The organism is Hydrogenophaga crocea, assembly GCF_011388215.1.
Taxonomy (GTDB): Bacteria; Pseudomonadota; Gammaproteobacteria; order Burkholderiales; family Burkholderiaceae_C; genus Hydrogenophaga; species Hydrogenophaga crocea.
Map to the genome: position 1 here is coordinate 3,400,030 of NZ_CP049989.1, position 16,100 is coordinate 3,416,129.

Here is a 16,100-nt window from a genome sequence, read left to right on the forward strand (position 1 = left end):
GCGCCATGGCCTACCAAGCCCTGCCCACCCCCGCTTCGCTGCGCGCCGCCGCGCAGGCCGTGGCCGGCCGCGGCGAGCCCCTGGTCGTCATGACCACGCTGCGCGGCTGCGTCTATTGCGAGCTCGTGCGCAACAGTTACCTGCACCCCCTCATGCGCGAGGGCAAGGCCTTTGCGGTGCAGCTCGACGTGCAGGACCGCGCCACCACGATCCAGGACTTCGACGGCCACACCACCACCCCCGCGGCGCTGGCCGAGGCGTGGAAGGCCGGCTTCACGCCGACGGTGATGTTTTTCGGCCCGGACGGCCGGGAGCGGGCCGAACGGCTGGTGGGCGTGTCGTCTCGCGACTTCTACGGCGAGTACCTGAACCAGCGGCTCGAGACAGCGCGGCAGGGGCTCAGGAAGTAGCGTCCGCTCACTTCAGGGCGCCGAATACCTTCTTCAGAAGGGCGCTGCCCGTGCCCACCGGGTCCTGTCGGATCTTGCGCTCTTCCTCGCCGATGATGGTGTACAGCCCGTCGAGCGACTTGCCGGTCACGTAGCGCTCGATGTTCGCGTCTTCCTTCTTCACGAGGCCCAGGCCCGCGGCGCGTTCGGCCACGCGGTTGTAGCTGCGCGCCAGCCCGACCTTCTCCGTGGTGCGCGTGACCACGGGCAGGAACTTCTCGCCCAGCGGCACGCGGGTCTTGTCGGCAAAGAACTGGGTCACGGCGTTGTCGCCGCCGCCCAGGATGTTCTTGGCGTCGGTCACGCTCATCGACTTGACCGCGCCGACCAGCAAGTCCTTGCCCAGCGGCACCGCCTGCTCGGCGGCGCGGTTCATGCCGGTGATCAGCTCGTCCACGCGCGGGCCCTGGCCGGTCATCTTGAGCAGCTTGGCCGCGTCTTCCAGATAGCCGGGCAGCGGAATCCGAACTTTCGGGTTGCCCAGGAATCCATCGGTCTTGCCCAGCAAGCCGACGGCCGCCAGCGCGCCCTTTTCGAGCGCCGCCCGGATGCCCGCGGTGGCATCCTTGTCGGACAGGTCGGACAAGGACAGCGCCCAGGCTTGCCGGTGAGCGGCGACAATCAGCAGCCCCAGGCTGCTGACGGATGCGACTTGGAACTGGCGGCGCTGCATGGAAAACCCCCGGTGGTGACAGGCCAGGCACTGTAGATGGCGAGACCCGAAATGACAAACCCGATGATGCCCCAGCGACGCGCCCTGCTTGGCGCCGGCGCGGTGCTGGGCGCAGGCGCCCTGCTCGGCCTGAGCGGCTGCAGCGGCCGCGAAGACGCCCCCGATTCGAACTTCGTGCTGCTCGACGGCAGCGCGATGCGCACCGCCGACCTGCGCGGCAAGGTGACCCTGGTGAACTTCTGGGCCACCACCTGCGTGACCTGCGTGAAGGAAATGCCTTCGCTGGTCGCCACCCACCACAAGTACGCGCCCAAGGGCTACGAGACCGTGGCTGTGGCCATGAGCTACGACCCGCCCGCCTGGGTGGTGAACTTCGCGCAGTCGCGCCAGTTGCCCTTCAAGGTGGCCCTGGACAACACGGGCGACATCGCCAAGGCCTGGGGTGACGTGAAGCTCACGCCCACCACCTACCTGCTCGACAAGCAGGGCCAGATCGTCAAACGCTACGTGGGCGAGCCCGAGATGCAGGCCCTGCACACGCTGATCGAGAAGCTGCTGGCGGCCTGAGCGAGCGGATCTGTGCGCCAGCAAAAAGGCCGGGTGGAAACACCCGGCCTTTTTGCTGCGCGAGGCGCTGCGCGGATCAGTTCTTGCGGAAGTCGTCGTGGCAGGCCTTGCAGCTCGCGCCCGCGGCGCCGAACGAGGCCTTGATGGCGTCGAGGTTGCCCGTCTTCGCCGCGGCGGCGAGCTTGGTGACCTCGGTCTGCGCCTTGTCGGCAGCGGCCTTGAACTTGGCCTGTTCGGTCCAGATCGCGGGCTCGGCGCGGGTGTCGCCCTTGTCGGTGCCCGGGCCGAAGGCCTCCCACGGCAGCTTCACCGCCATTTCGATCACGGCGCCGCTTTCGGCAGCGGCCTTGGCGTCGAAAGGCGCGCGGCCGTTGGCCATCGCGCCCAGGCGGCCGAAGTGGGTGGCGAGCACGGTGAAGCTGGCCTTGCGGTACTTGATGGCGTCTTCGGGCTTCTGGAACTGGGCCATGGCGGGCGCGGCCAGGGTGCCGGCGGCGACAGCCAGCGCAAGTGAGGCGATCAACTTCATGCAGAGACTCCGTTAGGGGATGGGGTTGGCCGGTTAGGGTCCGGCGCTCGTGGGGGGATTCGCAACCGCTAAAGTTCCAATGGAACCCGCAGGGTTTTACCCGATCCTTTCGTCACCCGCTTTTCGGAGCCACACATGCACCCTGTCCGCATTTGGGATCTGCCCACCCGTGTCTTTCACTGGCTGCTCGCGCTGAGCGTGTTCGGCCTGATCGTGACCGGCACGCTGGGCGGCAGCTGGATGAACTGGCACATGCGCCTGGGCTACGCGGTGCTCGCGCTGCTGCTGTTTCGCCTGGTGTGGGGCCTGATCGGCGGGCACTGGTCGCGTTTCGCCAGTTTCCTGTACGGGCCGGGCGCGCTGATGCGGTACCTGCGCGGGCAGTCGCCCGCGGACCATTCTGCCGGTCACAGCCCCCTGGGCGCGCTCTCGGTGTTCGCGCTCTTGTTCATCCTGCTGGCCCAGGTGGGCACCGGCCTGATCAGCGACGACGAGATCGCCACCTTCGGGCCGCTGGTGCGCTTCGTGTCGGGCGAGACGGTGGCGGCCGCCACGGGCTATCACAAGGAGGTCGGCAAGCTGCTGATCCTGGGCCTGGTGGTGCTGCACATCGCGGCCATCGTGGTCTACCGGCTGGTCAAGCGACAGGCCCTCACGCGGGCCATGCTCACCGGCGACAAGCAACTGCCGGCACCCGTGCCCGCTTCGCGCGACACCCTGGGCACACGCCTGCTGGCCCTGTCGGTCCTGTTGGCGTCCGGCGCCGTGGTGTGGTGGCTGGTGCGCCTGGGCCAGGTCACCTACTGAGGCCGCTCGCGTATAGTGCCCCTTCGCCGCCATTGAAGCCCACGGCTCCTGCACGACGATGCCCGATCCCTCCGCCACCGCCGCCATCGAGCTGCGACTGGCCGAATCCGCCGAAGACCTTCAAGCCATTCGAGCGCTGTTCCTGGACTACCAGGCCTCACTCGACGTGGACCTGTGCTTCCAGGGTTTCGCCCACGAGGTCGACCACCTGCCCGGCGAATACGCCGCACCCGCCGGCGCCTTGCTGCTGGCGCTGGTCGATGGTGAGCCCGCGGGCTGCTGCGCGCTGCGGCCGCTGCACAGCAGCGACCACCTGAACGCCTGCGAAATGAAGCGCCTGTTCGTGCGCACCGCATTCCGCGGCTTCGGCCTGGGGCGCCAGCTGGTGGACCGCATCCTCACGCAGGCGCAGATAGCGGGTTATGACACCATGCTGCTCGACACGCTGTCCGACATGGAAGCGGCCCGCGCCCTGTACCAGGAGGCGGGCTTCGTCGAGATCGCGCCCTACTACCACAACCCGATTGCGGGGGCGCATTACCTCAAGGTCGACCTCTGAGGCCGGCGCTCACAGCGCCTTGGCCTGGGCCAGCAGCGTGCCGGCATCGCTCACCTCGAACTTGCCCGGGGCTTCGATGTTGAGCGACTTCACCACACCGTCCTTCACGAGCATCGAGTAGCGGTTGCTGCGCAAGCCCATGCCGCGCGCGGTCAGGTCCAGCGTGAGGCCCGTGGCCTTGGTGTATTCGGCGCTGCCATCGCCCAGCATGCGCACAGCGCCCGCGGTCTTCTGGTCGCGTGCCCAGGCGCCCATCACGAAGGCATCGTTGACACTGATGCACCAGATCTCGTCAACCCCGGCGGCCTTGAAATCGGCGGCCTGCTGCACGAAGCCCGGCACGTGCTTGGCCGAGCAGGTGGGCGTGAAAGCGCCGGGCAGCGCAAAGATCGCGATCGTCTTGCCCGCGCTGGCCTTGTGAACGTCGACGGGGTTGGGGCCGATGCTGCAACCCTCGCCTTCGACCTCGCTGTACTCCATCAGCGTGCCAGCGGGCAGCTTGTCTCCGACCTTGATCATGGTGACTCCTCGTGTAGGGGGCTGGAAAAGAAAAAAGCGACCGGATTGTCGGTCGCTTTTTCGAGGCGTGTCGCCCGGGGCCCGAATGGGACTCAGACGATGGCGGCCTTTTGCACCAGGCGGCTGGCCACCCAGTTCTTGGTCTTGGAGATCGGGCGGCTCTCGGTGATCTCGATCAGATCGCCCAGCTTGTATTCGCCCTTTTCGTCGTGCGCGTGGTACTTGCTCGACTTGATCACGATCTTGTCGTAGATCGGGTGCTTCACGCGACGCTCGACCAGGACCGTCACGGTCTTGGCACGCTTGTCACTGACCACCTTGCCGATGAGGGTGCGCTGGAGGGAGGTTTTGGCTTCCGTCATGGTTCGCTCCTTCACTTGGCGGCAGCGCGCTGCTTCTCGGCCAGGATGGTCTTGGCGCGAGCGATGGCACGGCGGGTGTCGCCCAGCGTGGCGGTGTTGTTGAGTTGTTGCGTGGCCTTCTGCATGCGAAGACCGAAATGGGCCTTCTGCAGCGATTTGACTTCGGCTTCGAGGCCGGCCACGTCCTTCTGGCGCAGTTCAGCAGATTTCATTGTGAGTTCTCCTGAATCACTGACCCAGCATGCGCGTCACGAAGGTGGTGCGCAGGGGAAGTTTGGCGGCGGCCAGGGCGAAGGCTTCGCGAGCGAGTTGCTCGGGCACGCCAACGATTTCGTACAGCACCTTGCCGGGCTGGATTTCGGCCACGTAGTACTCGACCGAGCCCTTGCCGTTGCCCATACGGACTTCAGCAGGCTTCTGCGAGATCGGCTTGTCCGGGAACACGCGGATCCAGATGCGGCCGCCACGTTTGACGTGACGGGAGATCGCGCGGCGCGCGGCCTCGATCTGACGGGCCGTCAGGCGGCCGCGGTCGGTGGACTTGAGACCGAAGTCGCCGAAGGCCACGGTGGCGCCGCTGGTGGCGACGCCGGTGTTACGGCCTTTGTGCTCCTTGCGGTACTTGCGACGAGCGGGTTGCAACATGTTTATTCTCCTTTGCCGTCCGCAGCTGCAGGTGCGGGCGCGTCTTTGCGAACACGCTTAACGGCGGGTTTGGAATCACCACCCGTGGCTTCGGCGGGCTTGTCGCTGCCGTCGGCGGGAGCGGTGTTGGTGCCACGGCGAACAGCGGCGCGGGCAGCCGGGCCGGCCGGACGCTCACGCTCACGGCGCGGACCACGCGGGCGGCGCTCTTCTTCGGGGCGCGGCTCGGCCACCACAGGCGCGTCGTTGCGGCCCAGGGTGTCGCCCTTGTAGACCCACACCTTGACGCCGATGACGCCGTAGGTGGTCTTGGCTTCGGAGGTGCCGTAGTCGATGTCGGCGCGCAGGGTGTGCAGGGGCACACGGCCTTCGCGGTACCACTCGGTGCGGGCGATCTCGATGCCGTTCAGACGACCGGCGCTCATGATCTTGATGCCCTGGGCACCGAGGCGCATGGCGTTCTGCATCGCGCGCTTCATGGCGCGGCGGAACATGATGCGCTTCTCGAGCTGCTGGGTGATCGAGTCGGCGATCAGCTTGGCATCGATCTCGGGCTTGCGCACTTCTTCGATGTTCACGGCCACCGGCACGCCGAGCTTGGCGGCCAGGTCCTTCTTGAGCTTCTCGATGTCCTCGCCCTTCTTGCCGATCACCACGCCCGGACGTGCCGAGTAGATGGTGATGCGGGCGTTCTTGGCGGGGCGCTCGATGACCACGCGCGAGACGGCGGCGTTCTTGAGCTTGCCCTTGAGGTACTCACGCACCTTGATGTCTTCGGCCAGCATGCCGGCGAAGTCGCGGTTGCTGGCGTACCAACGGCTGGCCCAGTTGCGCGAGACGGCCAGGCGGAAGCCGGTCGGGTTGATTTTCTGTCCCATGTTCCTGTGCCTCTCAGTTGCCGACCGTCACGTAGATGTGACACGTGGGTTTGCTGATGCGGTTGCCACGGCCTTTGGCGCGGGCCTCGAAACGCTTGAGCGTCGTGCCTTGCTCGACGTAGATCGTTTTCACGCGCAGCTCGTCGATGTCGGCACCGTCGTTGTGCTCGGCATTGGCGATGGCGGATTCGAGGGCCTTCTTGACGATGCCGGCGGCCTTCTTCTGGGTGAAGGACAGGATGTTGAGGGCCTGGTCCACCTTCTTGCCACGGATCAGGTCGGCCACGAGGCGGCCTTTGTCCACCGACAGGCGCACGCCACGGACGACAGAGCGGGTTTCCGTACTCATGGTCTTTCCTTACTTCTTGGCTTTCTTGTCACCCGGATGGCCCTTGAAGGTGCGCGTCAGGGAGAACTCGCCGAGCTTGTGACCGACCATCTGGTCGGTGATGTACACCGGCACGTGCTGCTTGCCGTTGTGCACGGCGATCGTCAGGCCGATGAACTCGGGCAGGACCATCGAACGGCGCGACCAGGTCTTGACCGGCTTCTTGTCCTTGGTGGCCTGGGCTTTCTCAACCTTGGCCAGCAGGTGGTGATCCACGAAGGGACCCTTTTTGAGCGAACGAGTCATGTGGTCAACCCCTTACTTCTTGCGACGCGAGACGATCATCGACTGCGTGCGGCGGTTGTTGCGGGTACGGTAGCCCTTCGTGAGGTTGCCCCACGGATCCACCGGAGCGCGACCTTCGCCGGTCTTGCCTTCACCGCCACCGTGCGGGTGGTCGATCGGGTTCATGGCGGTACCGCGAACGGTCGGGCGAATGCCCATGTGGCGCTTCACACCGGCCTTGCCGATCTGGCGCAGGCTGTGCTCGGTGTTGGACACCTCGCCGATGGTGGCGCGGCAGTCCACGTGGATCTTGCGCACTTCACCCGAGCGCATGCGCACCTGGGCATAGATGCCTTCGCGGGCCAGCAGCACGGCGGAGGCACCGGCCGAACGCGCGATCTGCGCGCCCTTGCCGACCTGCAGCTCGATGCAGTGGATCGTCGAACCGACGGGGATGTTGCGGATCGGCAGCGTGTTGCCCACGCGGATGGGCGACTCCGAACCCGACAGCAGCGTGGCGCCCACCTCGACGCCACGGGGCGCGATGATGTAGCGGCGCTCGCCATCGGCGTAGCACAGCAGCGCGATGTGCGCGGTGCGGTTCGGGTCGTACTCGATGCGCTCGACCTTGGCCGGAATGTTGTCCTTGTTGCGACGGAAGTCGACCACGCGGTAGTGGTGCTTGGCACCGCCGCCTTTGTGGCGCGTGGTGATGTGGCCGTTGTTGTTGCGGCCCGACTTCTGGTGCTGGGGTTCCAGCAGGGGCGCAAAACCGGAGCCTTTGTGCAGGGTTTCGCGCGTGACCTTCACCATGCCGCGACGGCCTGGCGAGGTCGGTTTCATCTTGATCACAGCCATGATTACGCGGCCTCCCCACCGAAGTTGAGTTCCTGGCCCGGCATCAGGGTCACGTAGGCCTTGCGAACGTGGTCGCGGCGGCCAACGGTCTTGCCGAAGCGCTTGGTCTTGCCCTTCTGGTTCACGACCGACACGCCCTTGACCTGCACCTTGAACATGAGCTCAACGGCGGCCTTGATTTCGGGCTTGGTGGCGTCGCGCAGCACCTTGAAGAGCACGGCGTTGGATTTCTCGGCAGCCATGGTGGCCTTCTCGGACACGATCGGTGCCACGAGGACCTGCATCAGGCGACCTTCGTCGAATTGGATGGCGCTCATGCGAACATCTCCTTGAGCTGGTCGATCGCCGCCTTGGTGACGATGACTTTCTTGTAGTGCACCAGCGACAGCGGATCGGCGTAACGCGGCTCGACCACGAGCACGTTGGCCAGGTTGCGCGAGGCCAGGTACAGGTTCTCGTCCACCTCTTCGGCGATCACGAGGACCGAGGTCTTGAGGTTCAGGGCCTTGAACTTGTCGGCGAGCTGCTTGGTCTTGGGCGAATCGACCTTGATCGACTCGACGACCGAGAGGCGGCCTTCACGCAGCAGCTGCGAGAAGATGGACGCCATGCCGGCGCGGTACATCTTCTTGTTGAGCTTCTGGGTGAAGTTTTCGTCGGGGCTGTTCGGGAAGATGCGACCGCCCCCGCGCCACAGCGGCGACGAGGTCATGCCGGCGCGAGCGCGGCCGGTGCCCTTCTGCTTGAACGGCTTCTTGGTCGAGTGCTTGACCATCTGGCGGTCTTTTTGCGCACGCGTACCTTGACGGGCGTTGGCCTGATAGGCCACCACGAGCTGGTGGATCAGGGCTTCGTTGTAATCGCGACCGAAGACGGTCTCGGGCACGTCCACTTTGGACGCGGCCTGACCCTGGTCATTGAGGAGTTCGACTTGCATCACTTCGCTCCTTTGGCGGCCTGGGCCTTGATGGCCGGACGCACGGTGACGAAGCCACCCTTGGAGCCGGGAACGGCGCCTTTGACGAGCAGCAGTTGGCGCGCCTCGTCCACACGAATGATGTCGAGGTTCTGGGTGGTCACGGTCTCATCGCCCATGTGACCCGTCATGCGCTTGCCCGGGAACACGCGACCCGGGTCCTGGGCCATCGAGATCGAGCCCGGGACGTTGTGCGAACGGCTGTTACCGTGCGAAGCGCGCTGCGAACCGAAGTTGTGGCGCTTGATCGTGCCGGCGAAGCCCTTACCGATCGAGGTGCCCTGCACGTCGACCTTCTGGCCGGCGGCGAACAGCGCATTGGCGGCCACGACGGCGCCCGGCTGGTACTGGGCAGCCACGTCGGCGGCAACGCGGAATTCCTGGATGATTTCACCGGCTTCGGCGCCGGCTTTGGCCAGATGACCGGCCACCGGCTTGGTGACGCGGGAGGCACGGCGCTTGCCAAAGGTGACTTGCAGCGCGTCGTAGCCGTCGTTGGCCTGGGTCTTGACTTGGGTGACGCGGTTGTTCGACACGTCGATCACCGTGACAGGCACTGCGTCCCCGTCGTCGGTGAAAAGGCGCATCATGCCCACCTTGCGGCCCAACAACCCGAGGGAGTTGCTCAGACTCATTGTTTTCTCCGTTCCCGACTGCAATTGGCCGGGGCTGATGGTGCGAAACCGGGGTTTCGCGCGAAGGGCCGGATCCTTGCGGGATGTGCCGGCGCCACGAAATCTCCAGCCAGAAGCTGGAAAGCCCGCCAGTATAGCCAGCGGGCTTTCTTTCTGCAAGTGCCGCCGGGCGTTTCCGCCTGGCGGAGGCTCAGGGCCTTATTGCAGCTTGATCTCGACGTCCACGCCCGCGGGCAGGTCGAGCTTCATGAGCGCGTCGACCGTCTTGTCGGTCGGGTCGACGATGTCCATAAGGCGCTGGTGCGTGCGGATCTCGAACTGGTCGCGGCTGGTCTTGTTGACGTGCGGCGAGCGCAGGATGTCGAAACGCTTCATGCGCGTGGGCAGGGGCACGGGGCCCTTGACGATGGCACCGGTGCGCTTGGCGGTCTCGACGATCTCGGCGGCCGAGGTGTCGATCAGCTTGTAGTCGAAGGCCTTGAGGCGGATGCGGATCTTTTGCTTGGTGGACATGCGATCGCTCCTTACTCGATGATCTTGGCCACGACGCCGGCGCCGACGGTGCGGCCGCCTTCGCGGATGGCAAAGCGCAGGCCTTCTTCCATGGCGATGGGCGCGATCAGCTTGACGGTGATCGACACGTTGTCGCCAGGCATGACCATCTCTTTGTCCTTGGGCAGCTCGATCGAGCCCGTGACGTCGGTCGTGCGGAAGTAGAACTGCGGACGGTAGTTGTTGAAGAACGGCGTGTGACGGCCACCCTCGTCCTTGCTCAGCACGTACACCTCACCCGTGAAGTGCGTGTGCGGCTTGATCGAGCCCGGCTTGCACAGCACCTGGCCGCGCTGCACTTCTTCGCGCTTGGTGCCGCGCAGCAGGATGCCCACGTTGTCGCCGGCCTGACCCTGGTCGAGCAGCTTGCGGAACATCTCCACGCCCGTGCAGGTGGTCTTTTGCGTCGCCGCGATACCCACGATCTCGATTTCTTCGCCGACCTTGATCACGCCACGCTCGATACGGCCGGTCACCACGGTGCCGCGGCCCGAGATCGAGAACACGTCTTCCACCGGCATCAGGAAGGCGCCGTCCACGGCACGCTCCGGGGTGGGGATGTAGCTGTCCAGCGCGTCGGCCAGGCGCATGATGGCCTGCTCGCCGAGGTCGCCCTTGTCGCCCTCGAGCGCCAGCTTGGCCGAGCCCTTCACGATCGGGGTGTCGTCGCCAGGGAAGTCGTACTTGCTCAGCAGTTCGCGCACTTCCATCTCGACGAGCTCGAGCAGCTCGGCGTCGTCGACCATGTCGCACTTGTTCAGGAACACGATGATGTAAGGCACGCCCACCTGACGCGCCAGCAGGATGTGCTCGCGGGTCTGGGGCATCGGGCCGTCAGCGGCCGAGCACACCAGGATCGCGCCGTCCATCTGGGCGGCGCCGGTGATCATGTTCTTCACGTAGTCGGCGTGGCCCGGGCAGTCCACGTGCGCGTAGTGGCGGTTGGCCGTCTCGTATTCCACGTGCGCGGTGTTGATCGTGATGCCGCGCGCTTTTTCTTCCGGAGCCGCGTCGATCTGGTCGTACGCCTTGGCAGCACCACCGAACTTGGCCGCCAGCACCGTCGTGATCGCCGCCGTCAGCGTCGTCTTGCCGTGGTCCACGTGACCAATCGTGCCCACGTTCACGTGCGGCTTGGTCCGCTCGAATTTCTCTTTTGCCATGTCGATTCCTCAGGTAAAGAACATCGCCCGTATTGCGGTTTAAGGTCTGCACGCCACTGCTGGTTCGCCCCGCACGGGCACAGGGCGGCGCAGCGTCGCAGACCGACTGAAATGAAAGGGTCGGCCCCGAGGGACCGACCCGTTGTGCTTACTTGGCGCGCGCAGCGACGATGGCTTCGGACACGTTACGCGGGGCTTCCGAGTAGTGCTTGAATTCCATCGTGTAGGTCGCACGACCCTGCGACATCGAGCGCAGCGTGGTGGAGTAGCCGAACATTTCCGACAGCGGCACTTCGGCCTTGATGGCCTTGCCGCCGCCGGGCATGTCTTCCATGCCCTGCACCATGCCACGACGCGACGACAGGTCGCCCATCACGTTGCCGGCGTAGTCTTCAGGCGTCTCGACTTCCACGGCCATCATGGGCTCGAGGATGACGGGGTTGGCCTTCTTGCAGCCTTCCTTGAAGCCGAAGATGGCGGCCATCTTGAAGGCCTGTTCGGACGAGTCCACATCGTGGTACGAACCGAAGTGCAGCGTGACCTTGACGTCCACCACCGGGAACCCGGCCAGCACGCCGGTGTTCAGGGCTTCGATCACACCCTTTTCCACCGCGGGGATGTACTCGCGAGGCACCACACCGCCCTTGATGGCGTCGACGAACTCGAAGCCCTTGCCGGCCTCGTTGGGTTCGATCTTGAACACCACGTGGCCGTACTGGCCCTTGCCGCCCGACTGGCGCACGAACTTGCCTTCGGCTTCGTCCACGCTCTTGCGGATCGTTTCGCGGTAGGCCACCTGGGGCTTGCCCACGTTGGCTTCCACGCCGAATTCGCGCTTCATGCGGTCGACGATGATCTCGAGGTGGAGCTCGCCCATGCCGGAGATGATGGTCTGGCCCGATTCTTCGTCGGTCTTCACGCGGAAGGACGGGTCTTCGGAGGCCAGGCGCTGCAGCGCGATGCCCATCTTTTCCTGGTCGGCCTTGGTCTTGGGTTCCACGGCCTGTGCGATCACGGGCTCGGGGAAGACCATGCGCTCCAGGGTGATGACGGCATCGGGATCGCACAGCGTCTCACCGGTGGTCACTTCCTTCAGGCCCACGCAGGCGGCGATGTCGCCGGCGCGGATCTCTTCCACTTCCTGGCGGTTGTTCGCGTGCATCTGCACGATACGGCCGATGCGCTCTTTCTTGCCCTTGACCGGGTTGAACACGGTGTCGCCCTTCTTGAGCACGCCGGAATAGACGCGCACGAAGGTGAGCTGGCCGACGTACGGGTCGGTCATGAGCTTGAATGCCAGCGCCGAAAGCTTTTCGCCGTCGTCGGCCTTGCGCGTCGCGGGCTCTTCCTTCTCGTCGGTGCCGGCCACGGGGGGAATGTCCACCGGCGAGGGCAGGAAGTCGATCACGGCGTCGAGCATGCGCTGCACGCCCTTGTTCTTGAAGGCGGTGCCGCACAGCATGGGCTGGATCTCGGTCGAGATCGTGCGCGTACGCAGGCCGTTCTTGATTTCTTCCTCGGAGAGGTCGCCCTCTTCGAGGTACTTGTTCATGAGCTCTTCGCTGGCTTCGGCCGCGGCCTCAACCATCTTCTCGCGCCACTCCTTGGCCGACTCGACGAGTTCGGCCGGGATGTCGTGGTACTCGAACTTCATGCCTTGCGAGGCCTCGTCCCAGATGATCGCCTTCATCTTGAGCAGGTCGACCACGCCCTTGAAGTTGTCTTCAGCGCCGATGGGGATCACCACGGGCACGGGGTTGGCCTTCAGGCGCACGCGCATCTGCTCGTAGACCTTGAAGAAGTTCGCGCCGGTGCGGTCCATCTTGTTGACGAACGCAAGGCGGGGCACCTTGTACTTGTTGGCCTGGCGCCAGACGGTTTCCGACTGGGGCTGCACGCCGCCCACGGCGCAGTACACCATGCAGGCGCCGTCGAGCACGCGCATGGAACGCTCCACCTCGATGGTGAAGTCCACGTGGCCCGGGGTGTCGATGATGTTGAAGCGGTGCTCGGGGTAGGACAGGTCCATGCCCTTCCAGAAGCAGGTGGTCGCAGCGGACGTGATCGTGATGCCACGCTCCTGTTCCTGTTCCATCCAGTCCATGGTGGCGGCGCCGTCGTGCACTTCGCCGATCTTGTGGTTCACACCGGTGTAGAACAGGATGCGCTCGGTCGTCGTGGTCTTGCCAGCGTCGATGTGCGCGGAAATGCCGATGTTGCGGTAACGCTCAAGGGGCGTGCTGCGGGCCATGGAAATACTCCGGAAAGGGTTCGAGCCCGCCACCCCGGGATGTGGGGCTTGCGGGCTCTCGGGTCAGGTGGATCGGAAGAGGGTAACGTCCGGATCAGAAGCGGAAATGACTGAAGGCCTTGTTGGCTTCGGCCATGCGGTGCACTTCGTCGCGGCGCTTCATCGCGCCGCCACGGCCTTCGGTGGCTTCGATCAGCTCGTTGGCCAGGCGCATGGCCATGGACTTTTCGCTGCGCTTCTTCGCGGCTTCCTTGATCCAGCGCATCGACAGCGCCAGACGACGGACCGGACGCACTTCCACGGGCACCTGGTAGTTGGCGCCACCCACACGGCGGCTCTTCACTTCCACCATGGGTTTGACGTTGTTGATGGCCGTCGAGAAGATTTCGAGCGGGTCCTTGCCCGACTTCTTCTCGATCTGCTCGAACGCACCGTAGATGATGCGCTCGGCCACGGCCTTCTTGCCGCCTTGCATGATCACGTTCATGAACTTGGCGACTTCGACGTTGCCGAACTTGGGATCCGGCAGGATTTCACGTTTAGGGACTTCGCGACGACGGGGCATGATTCACCTCTTGCTTCAGTTGATGCTCGGACGTCCTGTTGATCCGAACACCCCGCAGACCCATCTGGAGCCTGCACTTACTCGGCCTTTGTTCAAGGCCACTACGCCGATCCGGCTCGTCTGGCCGGCGGCACCGAATTTCAGAAAACCGATCAGGCCTTCTTGGGACGCTTGGCGCCGTACTTGGAGCGCGCCTGCTTGCGGTCTTTCACGCCTTGCAGGTCGAGCGAGCCACGCACGATGTGGTAGCGCACACCGGGAAGGTCTTTCACACGACCGCCGCGAACCAGCACCACGCTGTGCTCCTGGAGGTTGTGGCCTTCACCGCCGATGTAGGAAATGACTTCGAAGCCGTTGGTCAGGCGGACCTTGGCGACTTTACGAAGCGCCGAGTTCGGCTTCTTGGGCGTCGTGGTGTACACACGGGTGCACACACCGCGGCGCTGCGGCGAGTTTTCCATGGCCGGGCTCTTGGATTTGGTCTTTTCGACCTCCCGGCCTTGGCGCACGAGTTGGTTGATGGTTGGCATTGAAAACGTCCCTAAACGTTTGAAAATAGCGAAGCCTTCCGGAAAATTCCGAAAAGCCCGCGAGTGTAGCACTGGACCGCCGCCGGCGCCAAGCCTGGGCCCGGCCCGGCCAGCTTTACTGGATCCAGAGGCGGATCGCGTCCCAGGCGCGGCCCAGGATGCCGGCCTCTTCCACGGTCTCGAGCACGGTCAGGGGCACCTCGACCACGGGCTGGCCGGCCGCCGTGGTCACCCGCAGGGCGCCCAGCGATTGGCCCTTCTGCAGCGGGGCCACCAGCGGCTCCGGGCGCACCACCTCGGACTTCAGGCGCGCGCCTTCGCCGGCCGGCACCGACACCACCACCCCCTCGGCGCGACCGAGCTTGGCGGTGTCGGCCTTGCCCTTCCAGACGCGCGGCTGCGCCGCGGGCTGGTTGGCCGCCAGCAGGCGAACGGTGTCGAAGGCGGTGTAGCCCCAGTTCAACAGCTTTTGGGTTTCCGCGGCACGCGCGTTTTCGCTCGACGCGCCCAGCATCACCGACAGCAGCCGGCGCTGGCCGGCCGGGCCATCTCCCAGGCCGGGCACCGGGCGGCGCGCCGTGGCGACCAGGCAGTAGCCGGCCGCGCTGGTGTGACCGGTTTTCAGACCGTCGACCGTGGGGTCGCGGAACAGCAGCAGGTTGCGGTTCGTGTCGTTGGTGGCGGGGGTGCCCGGGTAGCGGTAGCGCTGAATGGCGTAGTAGCCGACGTACTGGGGAAAGTCGTTCATCAGGCGGGTCGCCAGCGTGGCCAGATCGCGCGCCGTGGTCGTGTGCCCCGCCTCGGTCAGGCCCTCGGGATTGCGGTAACCCGTGGCCTTCATGCCCAGCGCCTTGGCCTGCTGGTTCATGAGTTCCACGAAACGCTCGACCGAGCCGGCCACGCCTTCGGCAAGCGCCACGGTGGCGTCGTTGCCCGACTGCACGATCATGCCCTTGATCAGGTCTTCAACGGGCACCTGCATCTTGGGGTCGATGAACATGCGCGACCCTGGCATCTTCCAGGCGCGCTCGCTGACGCCAAAGGTCTGCGTGAGGGAGATCTTGCCCGCACGCAGCGCGTCGAAGACCAGGTACGCGGTCATGAGCTTGGTCAGCGAAGCGGGCTCGACCGGCGCGTCCGGGTCCTTGCTGGCCAGCACCTGGCCGGTGGTGACATCGAGCAGCAGGTAGGCCCGGGCCGCGATCTCGGGGGGCTGCGGCATCTGGGCAGCGGCGCCCATGTGCAGGCCCAGGCTCAGGGCCAGGCCCACCAACAGGGAACGGAAAGACAGTCGCAAAACAGGAATCCTCAAGGGTCGGGAAACAAGAAACGGGAAAGAACTCAGGCGCGCAAGTGCCGCCCCACCAATTCGCGCAGCAGGGGCAACTGCCCATGGAAGAAATGCCCTCCGCCAGGCACCACCGTCACCGGCAGCACCTGGGGGCGGGCCCAGTCCATCACGGACGCCAGCGGCACGGTGTCGTCGAGTTCGCCGTGAACGACCAGCGTGCGCGCGTGGAGTTCCTGGGCCACCGGGGCCACATTGAAACGACTTGCTGCCGTGCCCACCAGCACCATCTGTCGAAGGGCGCGGCCTTCGGCATGCAGCCGCTGCACCGCGTGGCTGGTCACAAAGGCGCCGAACGAGAAGCCCGCCAGCACCAGGGGGCCCTCGGCCGCCTCGGCCCGAACCACCGCCAACAGGTCCTCGAGCTCGCCTTGACCCTCGTCGTACACACCCTCGCTGCGCCCCACCCCGCGGAAGTTGAAGCGCACCGCCAGCAAGCCTTCGAGCACGGCCGCGCGGGCCAGGGTCTGCACCACCTTGTTGGTCATCGCGCCGCCGTGCAGGGGATGCGGGTGAGCGATCACCGCACACCCCAGAGGCACCGCCTCGGGCCGGTCGATCGCCACCTCGAGCGCGCCGGCCGGACCGGCCATCAGGCGAATCTCGGTCTGCGCGTTCACG

24 protein-coding genes are annotated in these 16,100 nt (G+C 65.4%); 4 read left to right on the forward strand and 20 right to left on the reverse strand.

Going from position 1 to position 16,100, the window contains the following annotated elements:
* The first annotated feature begins 5 nt into the window (after positions 1-5).
* Positions 6-410 carry a thioredoxin fold domain-containing protein gene (locus tag G9Q37_RS16040; RefSeq protein ID WP_166228678.1) on the forward strand — a complete coding sequence of 135 codons (405 nt, stop codon included), beginning with the start codon at positions 6-8 and terminating at the stop codon, positions 408-410.
* A gap of 7 nt (positions 411-417) precedes the next feature.
* Here the strand turns inward: G9Q37_RS16040 and G9Q37_RS16045 are convergent, their stop codons facing one another.
* Positions 418-1,122, reverse strand: coding sequence for a DUF4197 domain-containing protein (locus tag G9Q37_RS16045; RefSeq protein WP_166228680.1), 705 nt, complete (start codon positions 1,120-1,122; stop codon positions 418-420).
* 63 nt (positions 1,123-1,185) lie between these two features.
* Between G9Q37_RS16045 and G9Q37_RS16050 the strand changes: the two genes are divergently transcribed.
* Positions 1,186-1,689 carry a TlpA family protein disulfide reductase gene (locus tag G9Q37_RS16050; RefSeq protein ID WP_240936416.1) on the forward strand — a complete coding sequence of 168 codons (504 nt, stop codon included), beginning with the start codon at positions 1,186-1,188 and terminating at the stop codon, positions 1,687-1,689.
* A gap of 76 nt (positions 1,690-1,765) precedes the next feature.
* Here G9Q37_RS16050 and G9Q37_RS16055 read toward each other — a convergent pair whose 3' ends face one another.
* Positions 1,766-2,218 (reverse strand): c-type cytochrome, encoded by a 453-nt coding sequence (locus G9Q37_RS16055; RefSeq protein WP_166228682.1) that lies wholly within the window; start codon positions 2,216-2,218, stop codon positions 1,766-1,768.
* 135 nt (positions 2,219-2,353) lie between these two features.
* Between G9Q37_RS16055 and G9Q37_RS16060 the strand changes: the two genes are divergently transcribed.
* Complete coding sequence (locus G9Q37_RS16060) at positions 2,354-3,025, forward strand: cytochrome b/b6 domain-containing protein (RefSeq protein ID WP_166228683.1); 672 nt, start codon at positions 2,354-2,356, stop codon at positions 3,023-3,025.
* 58 nt (positions 3,026-3,083) lie between these two features.
* Positions 3,084-3,584, forward strand: coding sequence for a GNAT family N-acetyltransferase (locus G9Q37_RS16065; protein ID WP_166228685.1), 501 nt, complete (start codon positions 3,084-3,086; stop codon positions 3,582-3,584).
* A 9-nt stretch (positions 3,585-3,593) separates the two neighbouring features.
* Here the strand turns inward: G9Q37_RS16065 and G9Q37_RS16070 are convergent, their stop codons facing one another.
* From G9Q37_RS16070 to G9Q37_RS16155, 18 genes are all read right to left on the reverse strand, one after another.
* The gene (locus tag G9Q37_RS16070) at positions 3,594-4,103 is read right to left on the reverse strand and encodes a peroxiredoxin (protein ID WP_166228687.1); all 510 of its coding nucleotides are present in this window, start codon (positions 4,101-4,103) and stop codon (positions 3,594-3,596) included.
* A 92-nt stretch (positions 4,104-4,195) separates the two neighbouring features.
* Positions 4,196-4,465 (reverse strand): 30S ribosomal protein S17, encoded by a 270-nt coding sequence (gene rpsQ, locus G9Q37_RS16075; protein ID WP_166228689.1) that lies wholly within the window; start codon positions 4,463-4,465, stop codon positions 4,196-4,198.
* Positions 4,466-4,476: 11 nt separating this feature from the next.
* Entirely contained in the window at positions 4,477-4,677 is a 201-nt protein-coding gene (rpmC, locus tag G9Q37_RS16080) for a 50S ribosomal protein L29 (RefSeq protein WP_166228691.1), read from the reverse strand.
* 16 nt (positions 4,678-4,693) lie between these two features.
* On the reverse strand, positions 4,694-5,110 hold the full coding sequence (gene rplP / locus G9Q37_RS16085; RefSeq protein WP_166228693.1) for a 50S ribosomal protein L16: 417 nt from the start codon (positions 5,108-5,110) through the stop codon (positions 4,694-4,696).
* A gap of 2 nt (positions 5,111-5,112) precedes the next feature.
* Positions 5,113-5,988, reverse strand: a complete 876-nt coding sequence (rpsC, locus tag G9Q37_RS16090; RefSeq protein WP_166228695.1) for a 30S ribosomal protein S3 — start codon at positions 5,986-5,988, stop codon at positions 5,113-5,115.
* Between the two features lie 13 nt (positions 5,989-6,001).
* Positions 6,002-6,337: a 50S ribosomal protein L22 gene (gene rplV, locus G9Q37_RS16095; protein ID WP_166228697.1), complete on the reverse strand. Its 336-nt coding sequence runs from the start codon at positions 6,335-6,337 to the stop codon at positions 6,002-6,004.
* Positions 6,338-6,346: 9 nt separating this feature from the next.
* A complete protein-coding gene (gene rpsS, locus G9Q37_RS16100) occupies positions 6,347-6,622 on the reverse strand; it encodes a 30S ribosomal protein S19 (RefSeq protein WP_166228699.1) in 276 nt (91 codons plus the stop codon).
* A 12-nt stretch (positions 6,623-6,634) separates the two neighbouring features.
* Complete coding sequence (rplB, locus tag G9Q37_RS16105; protein WP_166228701.1) at positions 6,635-7,459, reverse strand: 50S ribosomal protein L2; 825 nt, start codon at positions 7,457-7,459, stop codon at positions 6,635-6,637.
* Positions 7,460-7,461: 2 nt separating this feature from the next.
* Positions 7,462-7,776, reverse strand: a complete 315-nt coding sequence (rplW, locus tag G9Q37_RS16110; RefSeq protein WP_166228703.1) for a 50S ribosomal protein L23 — start codon at positions 7,774-7,776, stop codon at positions 7,462-7,464.
* Complete coding sequence (rplD, locus tag G9Q37_RS16115) at positions 7,773-8,396, reverse strand: 50S ribosomal protein L4 (RefSeq protein WP_166228705.1); 624 nt, start codon at positions 8,394-8,396, stop codon at positions 7,773-7,775. The genes rplW and rplD overlap by 4 nt, the downstream gene beginning before the upstream one ends.
* Positions 8,396-9,070 carry a 50S ribosomal protein L3 gene (rplC, locus tag G9Q37_RS16120; RefSeq protein ID WP_166228707.1) on the reverse strand — a complete coding sequence of 225 codons (675 nt, stop codon included), beginning with the start codon at positions 9,068-9,070 and terminating at the stop codon, positions 8,396-8,398. Before rplC ends, rplD begins: the two co-directional genes overlap by 1 nt.
* Positions 9,071-9,268: 198 nt before the next feature.
* A complete protein-coding gene (gene rpsJ, locus G9Q37_RS16125) occupies positions 9,269-9,583 on the reverse strand; it encodes a 30S ribosomal protein S10 (protein WP_166228709.1) in 315 nt (104 codons plus the stop codon).
* 11 nt (positions 9,584-9,594) lie between these two features.
* A complete protein-coding gene (tuf, locus tag G9Q37_RS16130) occupies positions 9,595-10,785 on the reverse strand; it encodes an elongation factor Tu (RefSeq protein ID WP_166228711.1) in 1,191 nt (396 codons plus the stop codon).
* Between the two features lie 148 nt (positions 10,786-10,933).
* Entirely contained in the window at positions 10,934-13,036 is a 2,103-nt protein-coding gene (gene fusA / locus G9Q37_RS16135; RefSeq protein WP_166228713.1) for an elongation factor G, read from the reverse strand.
* Positions 13,037-13,130: 94 nt separating this feature from the next.
* Positions 13,131-13,601: a 30S ribosomal protein S7 gene (gene rpsG, locus G9Q37_RS16140; RefSeq protein ID WP_166228715.1), complete on the reverse strand. Its 471-nt coding sequence runs from the start codon at positions 13,599-13,601 to the stop codon at positions 13,131-13,133.
* Positions 13,602-13,753: 152 nt separating this feature from the next.
* Entirely contained in the window at positions 13,754-14,131 is a 378-nt protein-coding gene (gene rpsL, locus G9Q37_RS16145) for a 30S ribosomal protein S12 (RefSeq protein WP_166228717.1), read from the reverse strand.
* 115 nt (positions 14,132-14,246) lie between these two features.
* Complete coding sequence (locus G9Q37_RS16150; RefSeq protein WP_240936673.1) at positions 14,247-15,371, reverse strand: D-alanyl-D-alanine carboxypeptidase family protein; 1,125 nt, start codon at positions 15,369-15,371, stop codon at positions 14,247-14,249.
* Positions 15,372-15,472: 101 nt separating this feature from the next.
* Entirely contained in the window at positions 15,473-16,099 is a 627-nt protein-coding gene (locus G9Q37_RS16155; protein WP_166228719.1) for an alpha/beta hydrolase, read from the reverse strand.
* Between the last annotated feature and the right edge of the window lies 1 nt (position 16,100).